The organism is Streptomyces hiroshimensis (assembly GCF_014650335.1).
Lineage (GTDB): Bacteria > Actinomycetota > Actinomycetes > Streptomycetales > Streptomycetaceae > Streptomyces > Streptomyces hiroshimensis.
Genome location: NZ_BMUT01000001.1, coordinates 551,053 through 571,255, shown reverse-complemented (window position 1 = coordinate 571,255; position 20,203 = coordinate 551,053). Strand labels below are relative to the sequence as shown.

General features: G+C 72.3%; 19 protein-coding genes and 2 pseudogenes. 5 read left to right on the top strand and 16 right to left on the bottom strand.

The window, feature by feature from the left end; genetic code table 11:
• Positions 1 to 326 precede the first annotated feature (326 nt).
• Entirely contained in the window at positions 327 to 1,229 is a 903-nt protein-coding gene (locus IE241_RS02245) for an SGNH/GDSL hydrolase family protein (RefSeq protein ID WP_229898687.1), read from the bottom strand.
• A 136-nt stretch (positions 1,230 to 1,365) separates the two neighbouring features.
• Here IE241_RS02245 and IE241_RS02240 point away from each other — a divergent pair, with 136 nt between their 5' ends.
• The 3 genes from IE241_RS02240 to IE241_RS02230 all read left to right on the top strand — a co-directional run bounded on the left by IE241_RS02240 (position 1,366) and on the right by IE241_RS02230 (position 3,571).
• Complete coding sequence (locus IE241_RS02240; protein WP_190019842.1) at positions 1,366 to 1,806, top strand: RrF2 family transcriptional regulator; 441 nt, start codon at positions 1,366 to 1,368, stop codon at positions 1,804 to 1,806.
• A 74-nt stretch (positions 1,807 to 1,880) separates the two neighbouring features.
• Positions 1,881 to 3,071: a globin domain-containing protein gene (locus IE241_RS02235; RefSeq protein ID WP_190019841.1), complete on the top strand. Its 1,191-nt coding sequence runs from the start codon at positions 1,881 to 1,883 to the stop codon at positions 3,069 to 3,071.
• Positions 3,072 to 3,205: 134 nt separating this feature from the next.
• The gene (locus tag IE241_RS02230; protein ID WP_229898686.1) at positions 3,206 to 3,571 is read left to right on the top strand and encodes a cupredoxin domain-containing protein; all 366 of its coding nucleotides are present in this window, start codon (positions 3,206 to 3,208) and stop codon (positions 3,569 to 3,571) included.
• A gap of 12 nt (positions 3,572 to 3,583) precedes the next feature.
• Here the strand turns inward: IE241_RS02230 and IE241_RS02225 are convergent, their stop codons facing one another.
• The 4 genes from IE241_RS02225 to IE241_RS02210 all read right to left on the bottom strand — a co-directional run bounded on the left by IE241_RS02225 (position 3,584) and on the right by IE241_RS02210 (position 6,943).
• Entirely contained in the window at positions 3,584 to 4,450 is an 867-nt protein-coding gene (locus IE241_RS02225) for an amino acid ABC transporter permease (RefSeq protein ID WP_190019840.1), read from the bottom strand.
• Positions 4,447 to 5,091 (bottom strand): amino acid ABC transporter permease, encoded by a 645-nt coding sequence (locus IE241_RS02220; RefSeq protein WP_190019839.1) that lies wholly within the window; start codon positions 5,089 to 5,091, stop codon positions 4,447 to 4,449. Before IE241_RS02220 ends, IE241_RS02225 begins: the two co-directional genes overlap by 4 nt.
• 88 nt (positions 5,092 to 5,179) lie before the next feature.
• Positions 5,180 to 6,181 carry a glutamate ABC transporter substrate-binding protein gene (locus IE241_RS02215; RefSeq protein WP_190019838.1) on the bottom strand — a complete coding sequence of 334 codons (1,002 nt, stop codon included), beginning with the start codon at positions 6,179 to 6,181 and terminating at the stop codon, positions 5,180 to 5,182.
• An 18-nt stretch (positions 6,182 to 6,199) separates the two neighbouring features.
• Positions 6,200 to 6,943, bottom strand: coding sequence for an amino acid ABC transporter ATP-binding protein (locus IE241_RS02210; protein ID WP_190019837.1), 744 nt, complete (start codon positions 6,941 to 6,943; stop codon positions 6,200 to 6,202).
• 209 nt (positions 6,944 to 7,152) lie between these two features.
• Between IE241_RS02210 and IE241_RS02205 the strand changes: the two genes are divergently transcribed.
• Positions 7,153 to 7,968, top strand: coding sequence for a GntR family transcriptional regulator (locus IE241_RS02205; protein ID WP_190019836.1), 816 nt, complete (start codon positions 7,153 to 7,155; stop codon positions 7,966 to 7,968).
• 34 nt (positions 7,969 to 8,002) lie between these two features.
• On the opposite strand, the gene IE241_RS02200 is transcribed toward IE241_RS02205, so the two are convergent.
• Positions 8,003 to 8,443 carry a DUF6278 family protein gene (locus IE241_RS02200; protein ID WP_190019835.1) on the bottom strand — a complete coding sequence of 147 codons (441 nt, stop codon included), beginning with the start codon at positions 8,441 to 8,443 and terminating at the stop codon, positions 8,003 to 8,005.
• A gap of 148 nt (positions 8,444 to 8,591) precedes the next feature.
• Here IE241_RS02200 and IE241_RS02195 point away from each other — a divergent pair, with 148 nt between their 5' ends.
• A complete protein-coding gene (locus IE241_RS02195; protein ID WP_190019834.1) occupies positions 8,592 to 10,460 on the top strand; it encodes an SGNH/GDSL hydrolase family protein in 1,869 nt (622 codons plus the stop codon).
• A gap of 66 nt (positions 10,461 to 10,526) precedes the next feature.
• Here the strand turns inward: IE241_RS02195 and IE241_RS02190 are convergent, their stop codons facing one another.
• The 10 genes and pseudogenes from IE241_RS02190 to IE241_RS02145 all read right to left on the bottom strand — a co-directional run bounded on the left by IE241_RS02190 (position 10,527) and on the right by IE241_RS02145 (position 20,150).
• Positions 10,527 to 11,306, bottom strand: coding sequence for an exodeoxyribonuclease III (locus IE241_RS02190; RefSeq protein ID WP_190019833.1), 780 nt, complete (start codon positions 11,304 to 11,306; stop codon positions 10,527 to 10,529).
• 39 nt (positions 11,307 to 11,345) lie between these two features.
• The gene (locus IE241_RS02185; protein ID WP_190020406.1) at positions 11,346 to 11,981 is read right to left on the bottom strand and encodes an MBL fold metallo-hydrolase; all 636 of its coding nucleotides are present in this window, start codon (positions 11,979 to 11,981) and stop codon (positions 11,346 to 11,348) included.
• Between the two features lie 60 nt (positions 11,982 to 12,041).
• Positions 12,042 to 12,314, bottom strand: a pseudogene (locus tag IE241_RS34750) (carboxymuconolactone decarboxylase family protein); the annotation flags it as partial.
• 1,107 nt (positions 12,315 to 13,421) lie between these two features.
• Positions 13,422 to 14,300 (bottom strand): annotated as a pseudogene (locus tag IE241_RS34745) (alpha/beta fold hydrolase); the annotation flags it as partial.
• A 34-nt stretch (positions 14,301 to 14,334) separates the two neighbouring features.
• The gene (locus IE241_RS02170; protein ID WP_229898684.1) at positions 14,335 to 14,910 is read right to left on the bottom strand and encodes a hypothetical protein; all 576 of its coding nucleotides are present in this window, start codon (positions 14,908 to 14,910) and stop codon (positions 14,335 to 14,337) included.
• Positions 14,910 to 16,028: an ROK family glucokinase gene (locus IE241_RS02165; RefSeq protein ID WP_190019832.1), complete on the bottom strand. Its 1,119-nt coding sequence runs from the start codon at positions 16,026 to 16,028 to the stop codon at positions 14,910 to 14,912. The genes IE241_RS02170 and IE241_RS02165 overlap by 1 nt, the downstream gene beginning before the upstream one ends.
• A 202-nt stretch (positions 16,029 to 16,230) precedes the next feature.
• A complete protein-coding gene (locus IE241_RS02160; RefSeq protein ID WP_190019831.1) occupies positions 16,231 to 17,055 on the bottom strand; it encodes an ATP-binding cassette domain-containing protein in 825 nt (274 codons plus the stop codon).
• Positions 17,052 to 18,104, bottom strand: coding sequence for an ABC transporter permease (locus IE241_RS02155; RefSeq protein ID WP_190019830.1), 1,053 nt, complete (start codon positions 18,102 to 18,104; stop codon positions 17,052 to 17,054). Before IE241_RS02155 ends, IE241_RS02160 begins: the two co-directional genes overlap by 4 nt.
• A complete protein-coding gene (locus IE241_RS02150; protein WP_444545141.1) occupies positions 18,101 to 19,111 on the bottom strand; it encodes a sugar ABC transporter substrate-binding protein in 1,011 nt (336 codons plus the stop codon). The genes IE241_RS02155 and IE241_RS02150 overlap by 4 nt, the downstream gene beginning before the upstream one ends.
• Before the next feature lie 289 nt (positions 19,112 to 19,400).
• Positions 19,401 to 20,150, bottom strand: coding sequence for a GntR family transcriptional regulator (locus tag IE241_RS02145; RefSeq protein WP_190019828.1), 750 nt, complete (start codon positions 20,148 to 20,150; stop codon positions 19,401 to 19,403).
• Positions 20,151 to 20,203: the final 53 nt, after the last annotated feature.

Here is a 20,203-nt window from a genome sequence, read left to right as displayed (position 1 = left end):
GCAACCCCCGCACACGCGACCGGCAGTGCCGGACAGACCGCCGCCTGTACGGCACCACCGCACACCACCGTCGCGGCGGGAGGAATCGGCCCACACACTCGCAGAAGCCTGCGCAACAAACCACTCCCGCCGCCGCGGCGCGCGCCCACCACCGAACGCGACCGGCGGTGCCGCACCAGCCTCCGCCCGTACGGCACCGCCGCACACCAGCGTCGCAGCGCGCCGCCGTCGCGGCGGAAGGAAACGCCCAGCACCCGGGCCGTCAGGTGACGGCAGGGTGCCGGGCAAGAACCGGCGCGCCCCCGCGGGAGCGGTGCGCGTGCGCGTCAGCGGCCGCGGGCCGCCGTCGTCACTGCGCCGGCCATGGCGGCCTCACCCTTGGCGTTGGGGTGGAACGGCGCAGCCGGGTTCTCCGGCTGTGCGCCCTCGATCCAGCGGTCCGCGGCGGGCTTGCACACGTCGTGGCCGAGGGTCGGCTTGTAGGTGTCGGCGAAGCGGACGCCGGCCTTGCGGGCCTCGCCCTGCAGCATCGTGTTGAGCTTCTTCTCGGTGTCGCGCAGGTAGGCCACGTCGCCCGCGGCGATCGGCACCGCCGGGAAGCAGCCGGTGCCCTCCTCCGGCATGATCGCCGGGTAGCCGACGAGCACCACGCGCGCGTGCGGGGCGCGCGCGTGCACGTCCTTGAGCACCTTGGCGACCTTGGGCGCGGCGTCGGCGATGCGGGCGGTGAGCTGGTCCGCGCCGCCCTCGGTGTACTTCGTACGGCAGGGAGCGCCGGCCGGGTCGCTCACGGACAGCTGGGCGCAGGTGCCGATGATGTCGCCGAAGCCGATGTCGTTGCCGCCGATACCGAGCGTGACGAGGCGGGTGTCCCGGCCGAGCGCGTTGAGCTGCGGCGGGTTGTCGCCCTGGGCGCGCCACATGTCGTCGGTCTTGGCGCCGCTGCAGCTGACGTCCTTGAAGGACGTCTGGTGCAGGGCCTTCGCGGTGAGCGCGGGGTAGTTGACGCTGGAGCGGGCGCAGTCGCCGCCCGTCTGCTCGGGAACGCCGGGGGCGGAGGTGTAGGAGTCGCCGAGGGCGACGTAGCGCTGACCGCCGGTGGGGGTCGCGGTCGCCTCGGCGTCCGCCGCCGTCGCAGTGCCGGCGACGGACGCCGCCAGGGCCGCCGCCGCGCCGAGCGCCGCAAGTCCCTTCCCGTACCGCCCACCACGTCTGTGCGCGTGTACCACCAGTGCCTCCATGAAATTGTCCGATGTATGTCTTGCGATGATCGCGGACGTCAGACTCGCCGGGTGGTGACCGTCTGTCAACTAACGACCCGAGGTTAAATTGGAGTACAAGAATCGGATTAGGTAGAGTGCAGATGTGCGACTGACCAAGAGCACCGACATAGCGCTGCGCATCGCCATGCGCCTGGCCGTGACCGGCGACGACAGCCCGACCACCCGCGAGGTGGCCGAGGCCGTCGGCGTGCCGTACACCCACGCCGCCAAGGTCGTCAGCAGGATGCAGCACCTGGGTGTCGTCGAGGCCCGCCGGGGCCGCGGCGGCGGACTCACCCTCACCACCGCCGGGCGGACGGGCTCCGTCGGCCGGCTGGTGCGCGAGCTCGAAGGCACCGGCGACGTCGTCGGCTGCGAGGACGATCCACCGTGCCCCCTGCGCGCGGCCTGCCGGCTGCGCGGGGCGCTGCGGAACGCCCAGGAGGCGTTCTACGCCGCCCTGGACCCCATCACCGTCGAGGAGCTGACCGGACCGCCGACCGGACCGGTCCTGCTGAGCCTGGGCACGCACCCGCAGGACTGAACCGCCCTGCCCCTCCACCGGGTCTTTCGCACGACCGAAAATACGCATCCAAGATACCGATTCAAGGAGCGCCGATGCTGTCCCCCAAGTCGACCGAGATCGTCCGCGCCACCCTCCCCGCCGTCGGCGGCGCCATCGGGGAGATCACCCCGCTCTTCTACGACAAGCTCTTCGCGGCCCACCCCGAGCTCCTGCGCGACCTGTTCAACCGCGGCAACCAGGCGAACGGCGCCCAGCAGCAGGCCCTCGCCGGCTCGATAGCCGCCTTCGCGACCGCCCTGGTCGAGCACCCGGAGGCCCGCCCCGACGCGATGCTCTCGCGCATCGCCCACAAGCACGTCTCGCTCGGCATCGGCGCCGAGCAGTACCGCGTGGTCCACCTGCACCTCTTCGCCGCCATCGCGGAGGTCCTGGGCGACGCGGTCACCGAGGAGGTGGCGGCGGCCTGGGACGAGGTCTACTGGCTGATGGCCAACGCCCTCATCGCCCTGGAGGCGCGGCTGTACAAGCAGGCCGGCACCGCCGCCGGGGAGGTCTTCCGCCCCTACCGCGTCACCGGCCGCATCGAGGAGACCGCGGAGGTCACGACCTTCCTGGTGCAGCCGGTCGACGGCCGCCCGCTGCCCGCCGCCCGCCCGGGGCAGTACGTCTCGGTCCGCACGGAGCTCGCGGACGGTGCCCGGCAGATCCGTCAGTACAGCCTTTCCGGCCACCCCGACGACGCGCTGCAGTTCTCCGTCAAGCGCGTGACCGGCGACCCGGCCGGCGAGGTCTCCCAGCACCTCCACGACCGCGTGCCCGTCGGCGCGACCTTGATGATCGGGGCGCCCTGCGGGGACGTGGCCCTCGACGACGGCACCTCGCCCGTCCTGCTGGCCTCGGCCGGCATCGGCTGCACCCCGATGACCGGAATGCTCTCCCACCTCGCCGCGACCGGCTCGCGCCGCCCCGTGATCACCGTCCACGCCGACCGCAGCGAGGCCACCCACGCCTTCCGCGCCGACCTGCTGCAGCTCACGGAGAAGCTCCCGGACGCGGTCGCGCACATCTGGTACGAGCAGCCCGAGGGCGACTGGCCCGCCGACCGCACAGGCTACGCCGACCTCTCCCGCCTCGACATCCCCGCAGGCACCACGGCCTACCTCTGCGGTCCGCTGCCCTTCCTCCGCTCGGCCCGGACGCAGCTCCTGGAGGCGGGGGTCGCCGCCGCGGACATCCACTACGAGGTCTTCGGCCCGGACCTGTGGCTGGGCGCGGACGCATGACACGGCGGCGCCGTCACCCACCGGCGCCCCACCCGCACACAGGCGCCCCTTTTCGTTAGCGCATTCGAGTGACGGGCGGTTCTCCGGCCCACCCGAGGGAAGAGTCATCGCACTCACGTCCGAGGAGGGCTCCCATGCCGTACTCACCCGCCCGTTCGCTCCTCCGCCTCTTCGTCGCCCTGCTCGCGGCGCTCTCGCTGGGCGCGCTCATGGCCGGCCCCACGGCCGCCGACAGCAAGTCCCTCGTCGCACGCACGGTGTCGATGGTGAACTTCCGGTTCGTCCCGCAGACGCTGACGGTCAACGTCGGTGACACGGTCACCTGGGTCAACGACAGCGGCAGCACGCACACCACCACGTCCGACACACCGCGCTGGGACTTCACCGTCGGCCCCGGCCAGTCGTCCCCGCCCGTCTCCTTCAACACCCCGGGGACCTTCCCCTACCACTGCACCCCTCACGCGGGACTCGGCATGACGGGCACCATCACCGTCCAATAGCCGCCGCGGCCGTCACGGATGGATCTGCCCGGCACCCGGCAGCAGGGTGCCGGGCTCCGCCGGGGCGACCTCCACCGCCTCCGTCTTCAGGCTGCGCCGCTGCCGCTTGGCGACCCATGTGGCGAACCACGACAGGAGCATGCACATGCCGATGTAGATCGGGGAGATGATCAGGACGACGGGGATGAACGGCAGCCCGTAGTCGAGGTTGCTGGCGATGAGCTTGCCCGCGTGCAGGAACTCCTCGTAGGTGATGAGGAAGCCGAGCGAGGTGTCCTTGAGCGCCACGACCAGCTGGCTGATGATCGCCGGCAGCATGGCGCGGACCGCCTGCGGCACGAGGACGTGCGTCATCACCTGCGTCTTGCGCATCCCGAGGGCGTACGCCGCCTCCCGCTGGCCGCGGTCGACGGAGTTCACCCCGCTGCGGAAGACCTCCGCGAGCACCGAGCCGTTGTAGAGGGTGAGCCCGGTGACGAGGGCCGGCAGCGGCTGGACCTTGAGGGCGACGAAGACGAAGAAGATCATGACCAGCACCGGCATGGCCCGGAAGAACTCCACGAAGAGCGTGGCGATCCAGCGCACGAGGCGGTGCTCGGAGAGCCGTCCGCAGGCCAGCAGCCCGCCGAGGGCGAGGGAGAGCACGGCGGCGTAGGCGAAGGCCTTCAGCGTGTTGCCGAGGCCCCGCAGCAGCAGCTCCTGGATGCCCTCGTACGCGAACGGCCGCCACTTCTCGGCCGTGAACTGGTTGGTGTCGAAGAGCAGGTAGAGCGCCCAGGCGATGATCCCCAGGATCACGGCGGTGGCGGCCAGGCCGTAGACGAGGTGGCGCCGCCGCGCCCGCGGCCCGGGGATGTCGTAGAGCGCGGTGTCGGTCATCGGGGCACTCCCCAGCGCTTCTCCAGCACGTTGAAGATCGCGCTGATGGACAGGGTCACGATCAGATAGCCGACGGCGATCCAGACGAAGGTCCAGACGATGCTGTAGCCGAGCTCGTTGAGCGGCTTGTACGTGCCGAGGAGCTCGGTCACGCTGAAGGATCCGGCGATCGCGGAGTTCTTGGCGAGTGCGATCAGGGTGGAGCCGATCGGCGGGATGACGGAGCGGAAGGCCTGCGGCAGGACGACGAGGCTCAGGGTCTGCCCGAAGGTCATGCCCAGGCTGCGGGCCGCCTCCCCCTGCCCCGTCGGGACAGTGTTGATGCCCGAGCGCAGGGCCTCGCAGATGAAGGCCGACGTGTAGCAGCCGAGGGCGAGGACGGCGAACAGCTCGAAGGGCAGGACGACCCCGAACCGCGGCAGGCCGAGCAGCACCGCGAAGAACAGCAGCGTCAGCGGGGTGTTGCGCAGCACCGTCACCCACGCCGTGCCGAAGACCCGCAGGGAGCCGACGGGAGCGACGCGGAAGGAGGCCATCACGAACCCGAGGACGAGGGCGAGCAGCGAGGCGTAGACGGTGAGTTCGACCGTGCCGAGCAGCCCTTTGCCGTAAAGGGAGAGGTTGTCGGTGAGGACGTTCACAGCGGGCGCCTCCCGGTGAGGTGACGGGCGGGCCGTTCCGGCCGGGGGTGCGGGGGACGTCCCCCGGGAGAGTGCAGCACGGGACTCCTCAGCTCGCCGGGTAGCGGTCGACGGCGGGCGGTTTCGGGGCGGGCACCCCGGAGAGGCCGAGCGTGGCGTCGTACGCCTTCTTCCAGTCGCCGTTCTTCTCGTGGGCCTCGATGGCGTCGTCCAGGGCGAAGCGCAGGGCGTTGTCGCCCCGGGGCACGCCGATGCCGTAGGGCTCCTTGGAGAAGGGCTTCCCCGCGATCTTCAGCTCGTCGGGGGCCTTGGCCGCAAAGCCCATGAGGATGGTGTCGTCGGTGGTGACGGCGTCGACCTGGAGGCTGAGGAGGTTGTCCACGCAGACCGAGTAGGTGTCGTAGGCGACCGCAATGGCCTTGGGGTACTCGCGCTCGATGCGCTGCAGCGGGGTGGAGCCGGCGGCCGAGCAGACGCGCTTGCCCGCCAGGTCCTGGGGCCCGTTGATGTCCTTCTCGTCGGTGCGGACCAGCAGCGACTGCCCGGCGATGAAGTACGGCCCGGCGAAGCCGACCTGCTTCTTGCGCAGGGCGTTGATGGTGTAGGTGCCGACGTAGTAGTCGATCTGGCCGTTCTGGAGGCCGGTTTCACGGTTGGCGGAGGCGATGGTGCGGAAGTGGATGGTCTTGGGGTCGAAGCCCAGGGAGGCGGACATCATGCGGGCGATCTCGATGTCGTAGCCCGAGTAGACCCCGGTGGCGGGGTCCTTCTCGCCCATGTAGGGCTGGTCCTCCTTGGCGCCGACGACCAGGTGGCCGCGGGCCTTCGCGGCCCGCCAGGTGGGCGAGTCGGGGAGCCGGAAGCCCTGGTCGACGGTGTAGACGGGCAGCGCCTCGGGTTTGGGCCCCTTGACGGGCGGGCTGCCGGGCTTGCCGCAGGCGGCGGCGAGCAGGGCGAGCCCGGCGAGGACCAGGCCGGCCGCTCGGCGGCCCCGCGTGCGGGCTTCTGGAAGGTGCCGGTTTCCTTGCCTGTTCCGGTTCTCTTGCCTGTTCCGGTTCTCTTGCCCGTTCCGCTTCCCATGCCTGTTCATGTGCGCAGCACTCCCCGCTCAGTGCTTGAGGATCTTGGAGAGGAAGTCCTTGGCGCGCTCGCTCTCGGGTGCGGTGAAGAACTGCTCGGGGGAGCGGTCCTCGACGATGCGGCCGTCGGCCATGAAGACCACGCGGTTGGCGGCGGAGCGGGCGAAGCCCATCTCGTGGGTGACGACGACCATCGTCATGCCGTCCCGGGCGAGCTGCTGCATGACCTCCAGCACCTCGTTGATCATCTCCGGGTCCAGGGCCGACGTCGGCTCGTCGAACAGCATCACCTTCGGATCCATGGCCAGGGCGCGGGCGATGGCCACACGCTGCTGCTGACCACCCGAGAGCTGCGCCGGGTACTTGTCCGCGTGGGCGAGCAGGCCGACGCGCTCCAGCAGCTCGCGCGAGCGCCGGTCGGCGTCCTCCCTGGACCGCTTGCGGACCTTCAGCGGCGCCAGGGAGACGTTGGCGAGCACGGTCTTGTGGGCGAAGAGGTTGAAGGACTGGAAGACCATCCCGACCTCGGCGCGCAGCTTGGCGAGCTCGCGCCCCTCCTCGGGCAGCGGCCGGCCGTCGAGGAGGATGGTGCCGGACTCGACGGGCTCCAGCCGGTTGATCGCCCGGCACAGGGTGGACTTTCCGGAGCCGGAGGGACCGATGACGACGACCACCTCGCCCCGGCCGACGGTGAGGTCGATGTCCTTCAGGACATGCAGCTTGCCGTAGTGCTTGTTTACACCACGTAGTTCGATCAGGGGATCGACGGCCATGCCCAGTCCCGCCCACTCTCCGCGCTCTTCGGGTCGACGCTCACCATCCGGGCAAACTATTCCCCTCCATAGGGGACTTCAGCCATGACACGCATTCATATGGGCATTCGTTGCACATTGCCCGCCATTTGCCCTAGGTACACAGACCGGGCCTGGGTACCTAGCCTGAGGGGGACGGACTGGGGGAACTCGGGGGAAAGGAGCCGGGGGTGGGCGACAGCAGGCCCGTCTACCAGCGCATCGCGGACGATCTGCGCCGGCGTATCGACGAGGGCGGGCTCGCCGTGGGCGAGCGCATCCCCTCCCGCTCCGAGCTCAAGCGCGCCTATGCCGCCAGCGACCAGACCGTGGACCGGGCGGTGCGCGTACTGAAGGCCGCCGGGTATGCGGAAGGCCAGTTCGGGCGCGGCGTGTTCGTCACCGACCGGGCGCCGCTCGGCAGCCTGCTCCGCTCCACCGGAGCCGTTGATTCCCCCTTCGCCGCCCAGATCAGGGGGTACGGGCCGCCCGTCCCGCGCCGGGGCGAGCCGTCCGGCGGGCAGCCCCCGCCCGACGGCGGCACGGCCCGCAACACCACCCTTACGTGGGAAGCATCGTCCACCGAAACCGCCGCCCCGGAGCGGATCGCCGAGCGGCTGCAGATCGGCGCGGGCACCCGTGTGCTCTGCACCCAGTACGAATATCTGGCCAATCGGCACCCCGTGCAGCTCGCCACCAGCTGGGAGCCGCTCGCCATCACCGAGGGCACGGACGTCGCCCTGCCCGAGCGCGGGCCCTACGCCCGGCGCGGGGTCCGCGGGCGGCTCGCGGCCATCGGCATCCGGGTCGTGCGGGCCCGGGAGCTCGTGGGCTCCCGGCCTGCGAGCACGCCGGAAGCCGAGGCGCTCGGCTGCGCCGCGGGGAGCTGCGTCACGGTCATCGAGCGCACCCACTTCGACGGCGACGGCCGGGCCGTGGAGACCTCCGACATCGTCGTGCGCGCCGACCGCTGGCGGGTCGAGTACGACATCGCCTTCACCAGCTGAGCCCGCTCCCCCGGCCGCACGCCCCCGCTCCTGGTCAGTTCTCCGCGAGCTCCGCGTACAGCTGCGACAGCTCCGGCACGCCGTCGGCCGCCCACTCCCGGCCCGCCTCGACCACGTCGACCTCCCGGCCGTTGGCGAGCCGCACCACCGGCTGGCCGTCCGGCCAGATCCACCACCCCGCGCCCGGCACCGTACGGATGACGACCGTGCCCAGGTAGAGGCCTGCGTCGTTGCCCAGCCAGGGCAGCAGCTCCGGGTCGTCCCGCCAGCGCGGCTGCAGCTGGTCCAGCGCCTCCAGGGAAGCGGGGGAGTCATCGAGCACCACCCCTGCGGACTGCGCGTGTGTGCGCAGCAGTTCGCACTCGGACAGCAGCTCCGCAAGACCTTCCGGGTCGCGGTCGACCGCGTTCGCCAGCGCCGCACCGCGCCCCGGTCCGTGTCGCTTTCGCCAACTGTCCAAGAAGGGAATGTTCATACCGGACAGGATCGCACTCGCACGGATGGCCCCACCACAGGCGCGCGGCGCCCGACGTGACCGGATGGCCTCCTTGACGTTGCCCATACGTCTCCTTAGCTTCATGCAGCCACTGACCGAGCGGGGAACCAAGGGAGGCATGAGACACATGCTCCGAACGCAGACACCGGGCGGGAGACGGCACAGACGGTGGACGGCGGTGCGGGCTGCGGCCCGGGCCGCCGCGGTGGGGATCGTGGGCGCCGCCTGCGCCGTCGCTGCCGCAAACACTCCGGCGCTCGCCGCCGGATCACAACCCGGTGCGCAACCCGACAGAGAGCCGCTCCCGCTGGAGCGGCTCTTCGACAACCGGGCGGTCAGCGACGACGCCCGCCCCGGCGGTGCCGACTTCGACGGAGCGGGCAACTCCCTCTCCGCCCAGGACCTCACGGCCGCCGGCTGGACGCCCGGCCGCGAACTCGCCTTCGACGGCGCCCGGCTGCACTGGCCACGCTCCGCCGCCGGGAAGCCCGACAACGTCCGCGCCGCAGGGCAGGCCGTCCGCCTCGGCGGCCGCGGGGAGGCCCTGACGTTCCTCGTCGCCGGCACGACGAAGGGCGCGCCGGGCGGCGACGCCACCGGCACGGGCACGGTGCGCTACCGCGACGGCTCGCGCAGCACCTACCGGCTGGCCGCACCGGACTGGCGCAGCGGCCTCCTGACGACGAAGGCCGTCGGCCTGCCCCACCTCAACACGGGCAGCGGGCGCAAGGCGGCGACCACCCGGCTGTACACGGTGTCCGTGCCGGTCGCGCCCGGCCGCGACATCGAATCCGTCGTCCTGCCGCAGGACCCCGGGCCGGAGCGCGACCTGCACGTCTTCTCCCTCGCGCTGCGCGGCGGCAGCCGCGGCTGGACCGGCACCTGGGCCGCCTCCACCTCCGGCTACGCGGCCGTCGGGCCGTGGACGGACCGCACGCTGCGGCTGGTCGTGCACAGCAGCGCCGGCGGGCCCGCGACGCGGATCCGGCTGGAGAACACCTTCGCGCCGCGCCCGGTGCGGATCGGCCGTGCCACCGTCGCCCTGCAGGGCAAGGGCGCGGCCACGGCCGGCGCGCCGCGGGCCCTGGCCTTCGGCGGCCAGGCGGGCACGGTGATCCCCGCCGGTGCGCAGGCGTTCAGCGATCCGCTGGGCTTCCGGGTACCCGAGGGCACCAACCTGCTGGTGAGCATCCACCTGCCGGGCAAGGTGACCGCCGTGCCCGTGCACAGCTACACCAGCCAGGTCTCCTACCTGACCGGTGACGGAAGCGGCGACCGGACGGGCGAGCGCGGCGCGGGGGCGTACACCGGCACGCTGGAGACCTGGCCGCTGCTGACGGGCGTGGACGTCGCGGACGGGCCCGGGTCCGTGGTGACGCTGGGCGACTCGATCACCGACGGCGAGCGGTCGACGCCGGGCGCCAACGGCCGCTGGCCCGACCTGCTGGCGCGGCGGCTGCAGGCCCAGCACGCCCTGCCCCGCTTCGGGATCCTCAACCACGGCATCTCCGGCAACCGCGTGGTGACCGACCGCTATCCGGGCGACGGGACGAGCACCATCATGAGCGGCGTCAGCGCCCAGCACCGGCTGGAGCGTGACGTGCTGGCGCAGACCTCGGCCCGTACGGTCATCGTCTTCGAGGGCGTCAACGACATCCGGTCCGGCACGAAGGCCGGGCAGGTCATCGCGGGGCTCAAGGCGATCGCGGCGCGGGCCCACGAGCGCGGCATGCGGGTGATCGCCGCGACCATCGCGCCCTGCGGCGGCTTCTACGACTGCACGCCGGACGCCGAGGCCCAGCGCACCGCCATCAACCGGCACATCCTGGAGGACGGCGGTACGTACGACGCCGTGTTCGACTTCGACGCGGCCATCAGGGACCCGCAGCAGCCGGACCGGATGCTGCCGGCCTACGACGGCGGCGACCACCTGCACCCCAATGACGCCGGCATGAAGGCGTTCAGCGACACGATCGACCTGCGCAAGCTGCTCTGACCGCGCCGGCCGCCGGGAGAACACGGCGGCACGGGCGGGAGAGCGCGGCGGGCGGGGCGCCCCGGCTCAGACGTCCAGGTCGACGACGACCGGGGCGTGGTCCGAGGCGCCCTTGCCCTTGCGCTCCTCACGGTCGACGAATGCGTCCTGCCTCGCCTTCACGAAGGGGGTGTTGCCGTAGACGAGGTCGATGCGCATGCCCCGGTTCTTGGGGAAGCACAGCTGGCGGTAGTCCCAGTACGTGTACGGGCGGTCGTACTTCAGCGGGCGCGGCACGACATCGGACAGGCCCAGGTCGCGCAGGGCGCCGAGCGCCGCCCGCTCGGCCGGGGTGACGTGCGTGGCGCCCTCGAAGACGGCCGGGTCGTAGACGTCCTCGTCGGTCGGGGCGATGTTGTAGTCACCGAGGACGGCGAACGGGCGCTCGCCCTCCGCATCGGTGGCGACGGCATCGCGCAGGGCCTCCAGCCAGCGGAGCTTGTACGCGTAGTGGTCGTGGCCGACCTCCCGGCCGTTGGGCACGTAGACCGACCAGACCCGGACGCCGCCGCACGTCGCGGAGATCGCGCGGGGCTCCTGCCCGCCGTCGTAGTCAGGGCCGCCCGGCAGACCGCTCACCACGTCCTCCAAGCCCACCCGGGAGACTATGGCCACGCCGTTCCACCGGCCGGTGGCGTTCACCGCGGCCTCGTAGCCCAGCTCACGGAGCTCGTCGAACGGGAAGGCCTCCTCCGCGCACTTCGTCTCCTGTATGCACAGCACGTCCGTGCCGCTGCTCTCCAGCCAGGCCAGCAGCCTCGGGAGACGGGCGGTGATCGAGTTCACGTTCCAGGTGGCGATGCGCATGGAGCAACCCTAACGGCCGGGTCTGACATTCCTCGTGCGTCAGAGGGTCACGCTCTCCCCGGGCGCCAGCCGGGCGTGCTCGGCGCCGACCCGGGCGGGCGTCAGCATCCGGTCGTACACCGGCCGCGCGAGATCGGTGAGCAGCGCGTCGTGAACGTCGATCGCGAGGCGCGGCGCCAGCTCCCGCACGTAGTCGATGACCTCCGAGATCTTGTTCCAGGGCGCCATGACCGGCAGCATCAGCGTGTCCACCGGCACGTCCGGCAGCGTCAGCGCGTCGCCCGGGTGGAAGACCGAACCGTCCACGAGATAGCCCACGTTGGTGATCCGCGGGATGTCCGGGTGGATCACGGCGTGCAGCTGCCCGTGCACCTGCACGTCGAAACCCGCCGCCGTGAAGGTGTCCCCCTCCCCCACCGTGTGCACCCGGCCCGGGTAGGCCGGGGAGATCTGCTCGGCGACGCTGCGCAGCGTCCACAGCTCGGCCGCGGGGTTCGCCTCCAGCGCGGCCCGCAGCCGGTCCTCGTTGAAGTGGTCGGGGTGCTCGTGGGTCACGAGGATCGCGTCGGCGCCGACGGCCGCGTCCGCCTCGCTGAAGGCCCCGGGGTCGATGGCGAGCGTGCGGCCGTCCTTCTCCAGGCGGACGCACGCGTGGCTCTTCTTCGTCAGCTTCAGCTCCATGAGCCCATACTGCTACGCCCCTGCCGCTACGCCCCTGCTGTTACGCCCCTGCTGTTACGCCCCGGAGCCCGTCTCCTCGGCGATGACACGCTGCGCAGCGGCGAACGCGGCGCCTGCGGCGGGCAGGCCGCAGTAGACGGCCGTGTGCAGCAGCGTCTCCTTGATCTCGTCGGGGGTGACACCGCTGCGGAGCGCTCCGCGGGTGTACGGGGCGATCTCGTCGACGTGGCCGCGGGCCGTGAGGGCGGTCAGGGTGATCAGGGCCCTGGTGCGGCGGTCGAGACCGGGCCGGGACCAGGCCCCGCCCCAGGCGGAACGGGTGACGAGGTCGTGGAAGTCGGCGGTGAAGGCGTCCCGGTCCACGGGCTCGTCGCCGAGGACTTCGCGCCGGATGCGCTCGCCGCGCTCGTGGTCGCCGGCGGGGGCGTGCATGTCCGCCGGGGGCGGGCCGAATCCGCGGGGAGCGGCGGAGCCCACGGCGGCGGAGCCGTTGCCGGGGCCGTCCGGGGCCCCGCCGCCCGGGACGGCGGCACCCGACCCGGGAGCCCCGAAACCGGGCACACCTGCGCCTTGAGCGCCGGTCATGCCGGGCAGTCCCGGCCCGGAGGCGGCGAGGCCCGGAGCCCCGAAACCGGCGCCGGTGCCGCCGCCGGCCGGCGCCGGGCCGGGTATGCCTCCGGGCACGGCGGAGCGGGGAGCGCCCACGCCGGGGACAGCGGGCCCCGCGGGATCCTGCGCGCCGGGCCCGTGGCCCGCAGCCCCGAATCGGGCACCGGAAGTACCCGGGGCACCGGGAGCACCGGAACCCGCGGGATCCTGTCCCACCGCCCCGAACCCCGTACCGGAAGAACCCGGGGAGCCCGTACCGGAACCGGACGCACCCGAACCCGCGGGCCCGAATCCCGTACCGGAAACCCCCGGGCCGACCCCTCCGGAGCCGGGGACGCCAGGTCCCTCAGGACCGGGCATGCCGGGCGCGCCCGGACCGGAGGCGGCAGAACCCGCCCCCGGCACGCCGAAGCCGCCGTTGCCGACCGGAGTCGTACCCGCCGTTCCCGGGCCGCCGTCGGCCGATCCCCGTGCGCCCTGACCCGCGAAGGCCTCCCCCGGCGCCCCGAAGCCCGCGCCGCCGCCGGACGAAGCCGTGCCCGGCATCCCCGGTCCACCGAAGCCGGCGCCCGCGCCACCGGCCGAAGCCGTATCCGCCGTTCCCTGGCCGCCGTCGGCGGAGCCCACTCCCGGCGTGCCGAAGCCCGCGCCGGCAGGGCCCCCCGCACCGGGCGCCCCGAAGCCCGTGTGCGCACCGTCCTGGCCCGCTCCCGGCATCGCGGAGCCCGTGCCCCCGGCCCCGCCCCCGCCCGCGCCCGTACCGCCGGAAGGCGAGCCCGTGCCGAAGGCGCCGGACCCGCCGGAGCCCGGCGTTCCGAAGCCCGTGCCGGGCGCGCCCCCGGCCGCCCCCGGCGCCGGAGCGGAAGCCGCGGAAGCCGCAGAGCCCGCCGACACCGTCGGCAGCCCCTGCTGCGTCGACAGCTGCCACGCCGTCGTGAAGTGCCGGACCAGCAGGTCCGTCACCGCCGCCGGCTGTTCGACCGGGGCCAGGTGCGACGCTCCCGGCACCACGGCCAGCTTCGCGTCGTGGATGCCCGCGACGAGGACCCGCGCGTCCGCGGGCGGCGTCGTGGTGTCCTCGGCGCCGACGATGACGAGCGCCGGCACGCTGATCCGGGTCAGCTCGGCCCGTACGTCGAAGGCGGCCAGCGCGTCGCACGCGGCGATGTAGGAGTACGTGTCGGTGGTGCCGACCATCTGCACGGCCCAGTCCACGATGGCGGGCTGGGCACCGGAGAAGTTCGCGGTGAACCAGCGCTCGGGCGCGGAGCGGGCGACGGGGTCGAGCCCGTCCCGGCGGACCGAGGCGCCGCGCTGGCGCCAGGAGTCGGCCGTGCCGTAGCGGGCGGAGGCGGCGACGAGGGCGAGGGAGGCGAGCCGACGCGGGTGGCGCAGCGCCAGGTCGAGGCCGACGGCGGCGCTGAGGGAGCAGCCGGCGTAGCCGAAGCGTTCGACGCCGAGGGAGTCGAGGGTGGCGATGAGCCGGTCGCCGAGCTCGTCGACGGCGGGGGCGGGCGCGGCGGGGGCGCCGCCGTGGCCGGGCAGGTCGAAGCGGAGCACCCGCCAGTGCCGGGTCAGCTCGGGTATCTGGCGGTCCCACATGTGCCAGGTGGTGCCGAGTGCGGGGCCGACGACCAGGACAGGCCCGTCCTCGGGGCCGTCGGTCCGGTACTGGAGGGGCTGCGGGGTCTGCTTCTCGCTCACCCGCGCCACGCTATCCGACGGCCCGGAAGAGCGATCAGGGCGTGGTCGTGGACACCACAAAGACCCGCGGGTACTTCGGGTCGTCGAGGTTGGCGGTGATCTCCAGGGACGGCTTGGGCTTGTCCTGTTCGAGGGTCAGGCCCGCCCAGTGGTGCCCGGTGCCCAGGTCCCAGCCGACCTCGGCGGCCTCGTCCTCGTCGATGGTGACCTCGCCGTCCTCCAGCTCGGAGGCGCTGGTGCCGACGTCGGAGAGCCACTTGTCGAACTTCTCGCGCGTGGTCGTGAACTGCAGGAAGAGCGAGCTCGCCTTCCACGCGTTGGTCTCGTAGCTGGCGACGTCCTCCGCGTAGGGCGGGACGGTCACCTCGTACAGGCGGCGCTGGAGCCGGGTGGGCCAGCCCTCCTCCAGGCCGGACGCGGCCGCCTGCTCCTTCTTGGACTCGCTGCCGCCGCGGCTCTGCATCGCGGAGATGTAGAGGTAGCCGGCGGGGATGGCGATGAGCAGGAAGACGATGACGGCCTTGAGGCAGCGGCGGCCGAAGCCGCCGTCGGCCCGCGGGGGGCCGGGCGGCAGCGCGGTGCGCTCGGCGGAGTGCTCGGTGGTGGTCATCAAGCGCGGCCCGCCCTCGCGTACCGCTCGTAGCGCTCGACGCGGCGGCGGTTGGCGCGGCGGAACCGGCGGGCGACGAGCCGGGCCAGGTCCGCGGCGCCGACCATGCCGGCCTCGGGGCCGAGCTGGGCCTTGACGATGCGGGCCTCGGGGCGGTAGCCGCGGCCGGTGAGGTGGCGGCGGAAGGCGTCCCGGGCGGGCGCGATCAGCAGGTCGTCGGCGGCGCTGACGCCGCCGCCGATGACGAAGCAGGAGGGGTCGAGGGCGGCGGCGAGGTTGGCGATGCCGACGCCGAGCCACTGGCCGATGTCCTGCAGCAGCTCGACGCACATGGCGTCGCCGGAGCGGGCCAGCTCGGTGATGAGGGGGCCGGTGATCTCGTTGATGTTGCCGCCGACGCGGTCGATGATCCCGTACGCGACGGGGGACTCGGCGGCGGCCAGCTCGCGGGCCTCGCGCACCAGGGCGTTGCCGGAGCTGTACTGCTCCCAGCAGCCGCGGTTGCCGCACGGGCAGCGGTGGCCGCCGGGCACGACCTGCATATGGCCGAACTCGCCGGCGACGCCGAACTTGCCGCGCTTGACCTGGCCGTCCTCGAGGATCGCGCCGCCGATGCCCGTACCGAGGGTGATCATGACGAGGTGGTCCTCGCCGCGGCCGGCGCCGAAGCGCCACTCCGCCCAGGCGGCGGTGTTGGCGTCGTTGTCGACCATGACGGGGACGGCGAGGCGGCCGGCGAGGCGGTCGCGCAGCGGCTCGTTGCGCCAGGACAGGTGCGGGGCGAACAGAACGCGGTTGCGGTCGGCGTCGACCCAGCCGGCCGCGCCGATGCCCACGGCGTGCACGTCGTGCCGGTCGGAGAGGTCGAGGACGAGCTCGACGATGGTGTCCTCGACGACCTTGGGGCTCTTGGACTTGTCCGGCGTCTCGGTGCGGACCTTCTCCAGGATGGTGCCGTCGGCGTCGACGACGCCCGCCATCACCTTGGTGCCGCCGATGTCGATGCCGACCGTGGGGACGCGCGGGGCGGTCAGGTGCGAGCGGCGCTCGCGCGTGCCGACGGTGCGGAGCACGGTGGCCCGCGCCGCGCCCCGGTGGAGCTCGCGGTACATGCTCATGAGGCCACCGCCACGGCGTGGAGCTGTGCGGTTCTACGGTCGCTCCGGTTGCGTGCTCGCAAGAGTCGTCGTCCCTGCGGTGGTCTCGGGAGGCGTCGGCCTCGTGGATACGGTCGTGGCCGATTGTGCCTCAAGGAGGCGTTGCGTACCGCATCGCGGGAGGCGGGCCCGCCGGCTGCGGGCCCGCCCGGTGAGAGCTCCGTCACCCCTCGGCGGAGGCGACCGGCTTGCCGCCGATCACGTCCGGCCCGGGGGCCCGCTGCAGCTCGTGGCTGAGCTGCTCCAGCTCGCTGCCGCCCGCCATCTGGCGGGTGAGCTCGTCCAGGGCGATCTCCGACTTGGCGTGGCTGCCGGCCATCGCGCCGCGCTTGAGCAGCACGAAGCGGTCACCGACCAGATACGCGTGGTGAGGGTTGTGGGTGATCAACACCACGCCCAGGCCGGCGTCGCGAGCCGCGGCCACGTACTTCAGGACGACGCCGGACTGCTTGACGCCGAGCGCCGCGGTCGGCTCGTCGAGGACGAGCACCTTCGCGCCGAAGTAGACCGCCCGCGCGATGGCCACGCACTGCCGCTCGCCGCCGGAGAGGGTGCCGATGGGCTGGTCGACGTCGCGCAGGTCGATGCCCATGCGCAGCAGCTCATTGCGCGTGGTCTCGCGCATGTGCTGCACGTCGAGCCGCTTGAAGGGGCCTGCGCCCTTCGTCGGCTCGGAGCCGAGGAAGAAGTTCCGCCAGACCGGCATGAGCGGGACGACCGCGAGGTCCTGGTAGACCGTGGCGATGCCGCGGTCGAGGGCCTCGCGGGGGGAGGCGAGGCTCGTCTCCTCGCCCTCGATCTCGAAGGTGCCCGCGTCGTGCCGGTGCAGACCCGCGACGATCTTGATGAGGGTGGACTTGCCGGCGCCGTTGTCGCCGAGCACACAGGTGATCTCGCCCGCGTGGACCTCCAGGGAGACCCCTTCGAGGGCGCGGATGTTCCCGTAGAACTTGCTGACGTCCGTCAGCTTGACCAGGGCAGCACTCATTTGCGGGCCTCCGCCCTCTTGCGCACCCAGGCGTTCAGCAGCGTCGCCAGGAGCAGCATCGCGCCCAGGAAGAACTTGAACCAGTCCGGGTTCCACTGGGCGTAGACGATGCCCTTGCTGGCCATGCCGAAGATGAACGCGCCGACCGCGGCGCCGATGGCGGAGCCGTAGCCGCCGGTCATCAGGCAGCCGCCGATCACGGCCGCGATGATGTAGAGGAGTTCGTTGCCGACGCCCTCGCCGGACTGCACCACGTCGTACGACATGAGCAGGTGCTGGCCGGAGATCCAGGCGCAGAAGGCGACGGCCATGTACAGGGCGATCTTGGTGCCCTTGACGGGGACGCCGACCGCGCGGGCCGCGTCGGAGTTGCCGCCGACCGCGAAGATCCAGTTGCCGGCGCGGGTGCGCAGCAGGACCCAGGTGGCCAGGGCCACCAGGCCGAGCCACCACAGGATGGTCACCTGGAGGTCGACGCCGCCGATCGTCAGGTGCGAGGCGAAGACCTTCCGGGCGGACTCGAAGCCCTCCATGTCCCCGATGGTCTTGGTGGAGACGGTGCCGTCGATCAGCTTGGTGAAGCCCAGGTTCAGACCGGTCAGCATCAGGAAGGTGGCCAGCGTGATGATGAAGCTGGGCAGCTTGGTGCGGGTGAGCACGAAGCCGTTGAAGAAGCCGACGGCGAGCATGGCGAGCAGCGAGACGCCGGCGCCGACCCAGACGTTGGCCGTCATCTGGTAGCTGAACATCGAGGAGACCAGCGCGGCGCTGGTCACCATCACACCGGCCGACAGGTCGAACTCGCCGCCGATCATCAGCAGCGCCACGGGCACGGCCATGATGCCGATGGTCGAGGAGGCGTAGAGGACCGTCGACAGGCTCGACGCCTGCAGGAAGCTGTCGGCGACGACCGAGAAGAAGACGAAGACGGCCACCGCGCCGACGACGGCGCCGAGCTCGGGGCGGCCGAGCAGCCGGCGCAGGCGGGAGCGGTGCGTCAGCCGTTCGTCGGGGGCGTCCTGGACGGGGGCGGTTGCGGGGGCGCTCATCGCGTGCCCCGCTTGGCGTACTCGGCGAGGGTCTTGGCGTCGTCCTTGGTGACGATCTGCGGGCCGGTCAGGACCGGGCGGCCGCCGCCGAGCATGTCGCGGTTGTAGCGGTAGAGCCACAGCAGGTCGACGGCCTCGTAGCCCTGCAGGTACGGGTCCTGGTCGACGGCGAAGCCGAGCTTGCCGGACTGCAGGTCTGCGGCGACCTGGGCGTTGAGGTCGAAGGTGTCGACCTCGGCCTTGCTGCCTGCCTGCCCTGCGGCCTTGACGGCGGTGGGGGCGAAGGGGGCGCCGAGCGTGACGACGGTGTCGATGTCCTTGTCGGACTGCAGCTTCGCCTCGATGGACGACTGCACGCCGGGCATGTTCGTGCCCTCGACGTAGAGGTTCTGCACCTCGCCCTTGAAGGACTTCTTCACGCCTTCGCAGCGCTGCTCGTGGCCGACGTTGCCCTGCTCGTGCAGGACGCAGACGGCCTTCTTCCGGCCGCGCTCGTTGAGCTGCTCGCCAACGGCCTCGCCGGCGATGACCTCGTCCTGGCCGATGTGGGTGAGCGCGCCGAACTCCTTGGACTTGTCGGAGCCCGAGTTCACGGTGATCACCGGGATGCCGGCCTTCCTGGCCTTGGCCACGACGTCCTTCATGGCGTCGGGCTTGGCGAGCGTGACGATCAGGCCGTCGACCTTCTGGTCGATCATGGCCTGGACGCTCTGCGCCTGCTTGTTGCCCTCGGCGTCGTGCGCGTAGAGGAAGTTGATGTTGTCCTTGACCGCCGCCTGCTTGGCGCCCTTCTGGACGATGTCCCAGAAGTTGTCGCCATCGCCCGAGTGGGTGACCATCGCGAAGGTCCAGCGGGGCGTGTCGACCGCGGCGCGGCCCTGGGCGGCCTTGGCGGCCCGCTCTTCCGCACGCTTGCCGCCCGTAGCGCTGCACCCCGCCAGGGTGGCGCCGAGCACCGCTGCCAGCACGGCGCTCACTGCACGTACGCCTGTCCGAACCCTTGCCACGAGGAGTTGCCCTTCTCACTGTCTGTCACGGTGCGGCCGGGCCCCGATTCCGCGGGGACCGGCCGCCCAAGTATCCGTCACCATCCGTCACCGCTGACCGCGGGGGCTTCAGCGGGTACCGCCGGGGGCTGCTGCATGTGGGTGGAGTTCTAGTGGCGGGCGCCCTACGGCGTCAAGACTTTGTCCGAACATTCTGACGGCATGACGTAAGGGGGCGGGGCCGTCCGGGTGCCGTCCGGGCCGACGGAGCCGGGATCGGGACCGGGACCGGGGGGCCGGGGCCGGACCGCTACGACCGGACCAGCAGCTGGAACTCGAAGGAGTAGCGCGACGCCCGGTAGACGTGCGAGCCGAACTCGACGGCGCGCCCCGTGTCGTCGTACGTCGTCCGCTCCATCGTCAACAGCGGCGCACCCTCCGGCTCGGCGAGCCGTTCACCCTCCTCGGCGGTCGCGGCACGGGCCCCGACCGTCTGCCGGGCGCTGTGCAGCGTGATGCCGGCGGCGCGGATGAGCCGGTAGAGGCCCGTCTCCTCCAGCCGGGCGGGGTCGGCGTCGATGAGGCCCACGGGGAGGTGGTTGCACAGGTGGGCCATGGGCTCGCCGTGGGCGAGGCGCAGCCGCTCGATCCGCAGGACCTCGGTGCCCTCGGGCACGCCGAGGGCGGCGGCGACGCCCGCCGTGGCGGCCTCGGTCTCGTGGCGCAGCACCCGGGTGGCGGGCTGCTGGCCGGCCGCTTCGAGGTCGTCGTAGAGGCTGCTGAGCTCCAGGGGGCGCTTGACCTGGCTGTGCAGCACCTGGGTACCGACGCCGCGGCGGCGGATGAGCAGGCCCTTGTCCACCAGCGACTGGATGGCCTGCCGGACGGTGGGCCGGGACAGGCCGAGCCGCGCGGCGAGGTCGATCTCGTTGCCGAGCAGGCTGCCGGGAGCGAGCCTGCCCTGTTCGATCGCCGCTTCGAGCTGCTGGGACAGCTGGTAGTAGAGAGGGACGGGGCTGCTGCGGTCCAGGCTGAACTGGAGGGGTGGTTGGTTCGCCACGAAGGGAGCCTAGCCGCGGGACCGGATGACGGGAAGTTCGTAGGTCAGATTGT

Excerpts from the sequence above, each read along its gene's own strand:
- IE241_RS02235 (WP_190019841.1), top strand. The coding sequence starts at position 1,881 with ATGCTGTCCCCCAAGTCGACCGAGATCGTCCGCGCCACCCTCCCCGCC.
- IE241_RS02230 (WP_229898686.1), top strand. The coding sequence starts at position 3,206 with ATGCCGTACTCACCCGCCCGTTCGCTCCTCCGCCTCTTCGTCGCCCTG.
- IE241_RS02225 (WP_190019840.1), bottom strand. The coding sequence starts at position 4,450 with ATGACCGACACCGCGCTCTACGACATCCCCGGGCCGCGGGCGCGGCGG.
- IE241_RS02215 (WP_190019838.1), bottom strand. The coding sequence starts at position 6,181 with ATGAACAGGCATGGGAAGCGGAACGGGCAAGAGAACCGGAACAGGCAA.
- IE241_RS02210 (WP_190019837.1), bottom strand. The coding sequence starts at position 6,943 with ATGGCCGTCGATCCCCTGATCGAACTACGTGGTGTAAACAAGCACTAC.
- IE241_RS02200 (WP_190019835.1), bottom strand. The coding sequence starts at position 8,443 with ATGAACATTCCCTTCTTGGACAGTTGGCGAAAGCGACACGGACCGGGG.
- IE241_RS02195 (WP_190019834.1), top strand. The coding sequence starts at position 8,592 with ATGCTCCGAACGCAGACACCGGGCGGGAGACGGCACAGACGGTGGACG.
- IE241_RS02190 (WP_190019833.1), bottom strand. The coding sequence starts at position 11,306 with ATGCGCATCGCCACCTGGAACGTGAACTCGATCACCGCCCGTCTCCCG.
- IE241_RS02170 (WP_229898684.1), bottom strand. The coding sequence starts at position 14,910 with ATGACCACCACCGAGCACTCCGCCGAGCGCACCGCGCTGCCGCCCGGC.
- IE241_RS02165 (WP_190019832.1), bottom strand. The coding sequence starts at position 16,028 with ATGAGCATGTACCGCGAGCTCCACCGGGGCGCGGCGCGGGCCACCGTG.
- IE241_RS02160 (WP_190019831.1), bottom strand. The coding sequence starts at position 17,055 with ATGAGTGCTGCCCTGGTCAAGCTGACGGACGTCAGCAAGTTCTACGGG.
- IE241_RS02155 (WP_190019830.1), bottom strand. The coding sequence starts at position 18,104 with ATGAGCGCCCCCGCAACCGCCCCCGTCCAGGACGCCCCCGACGAACGG.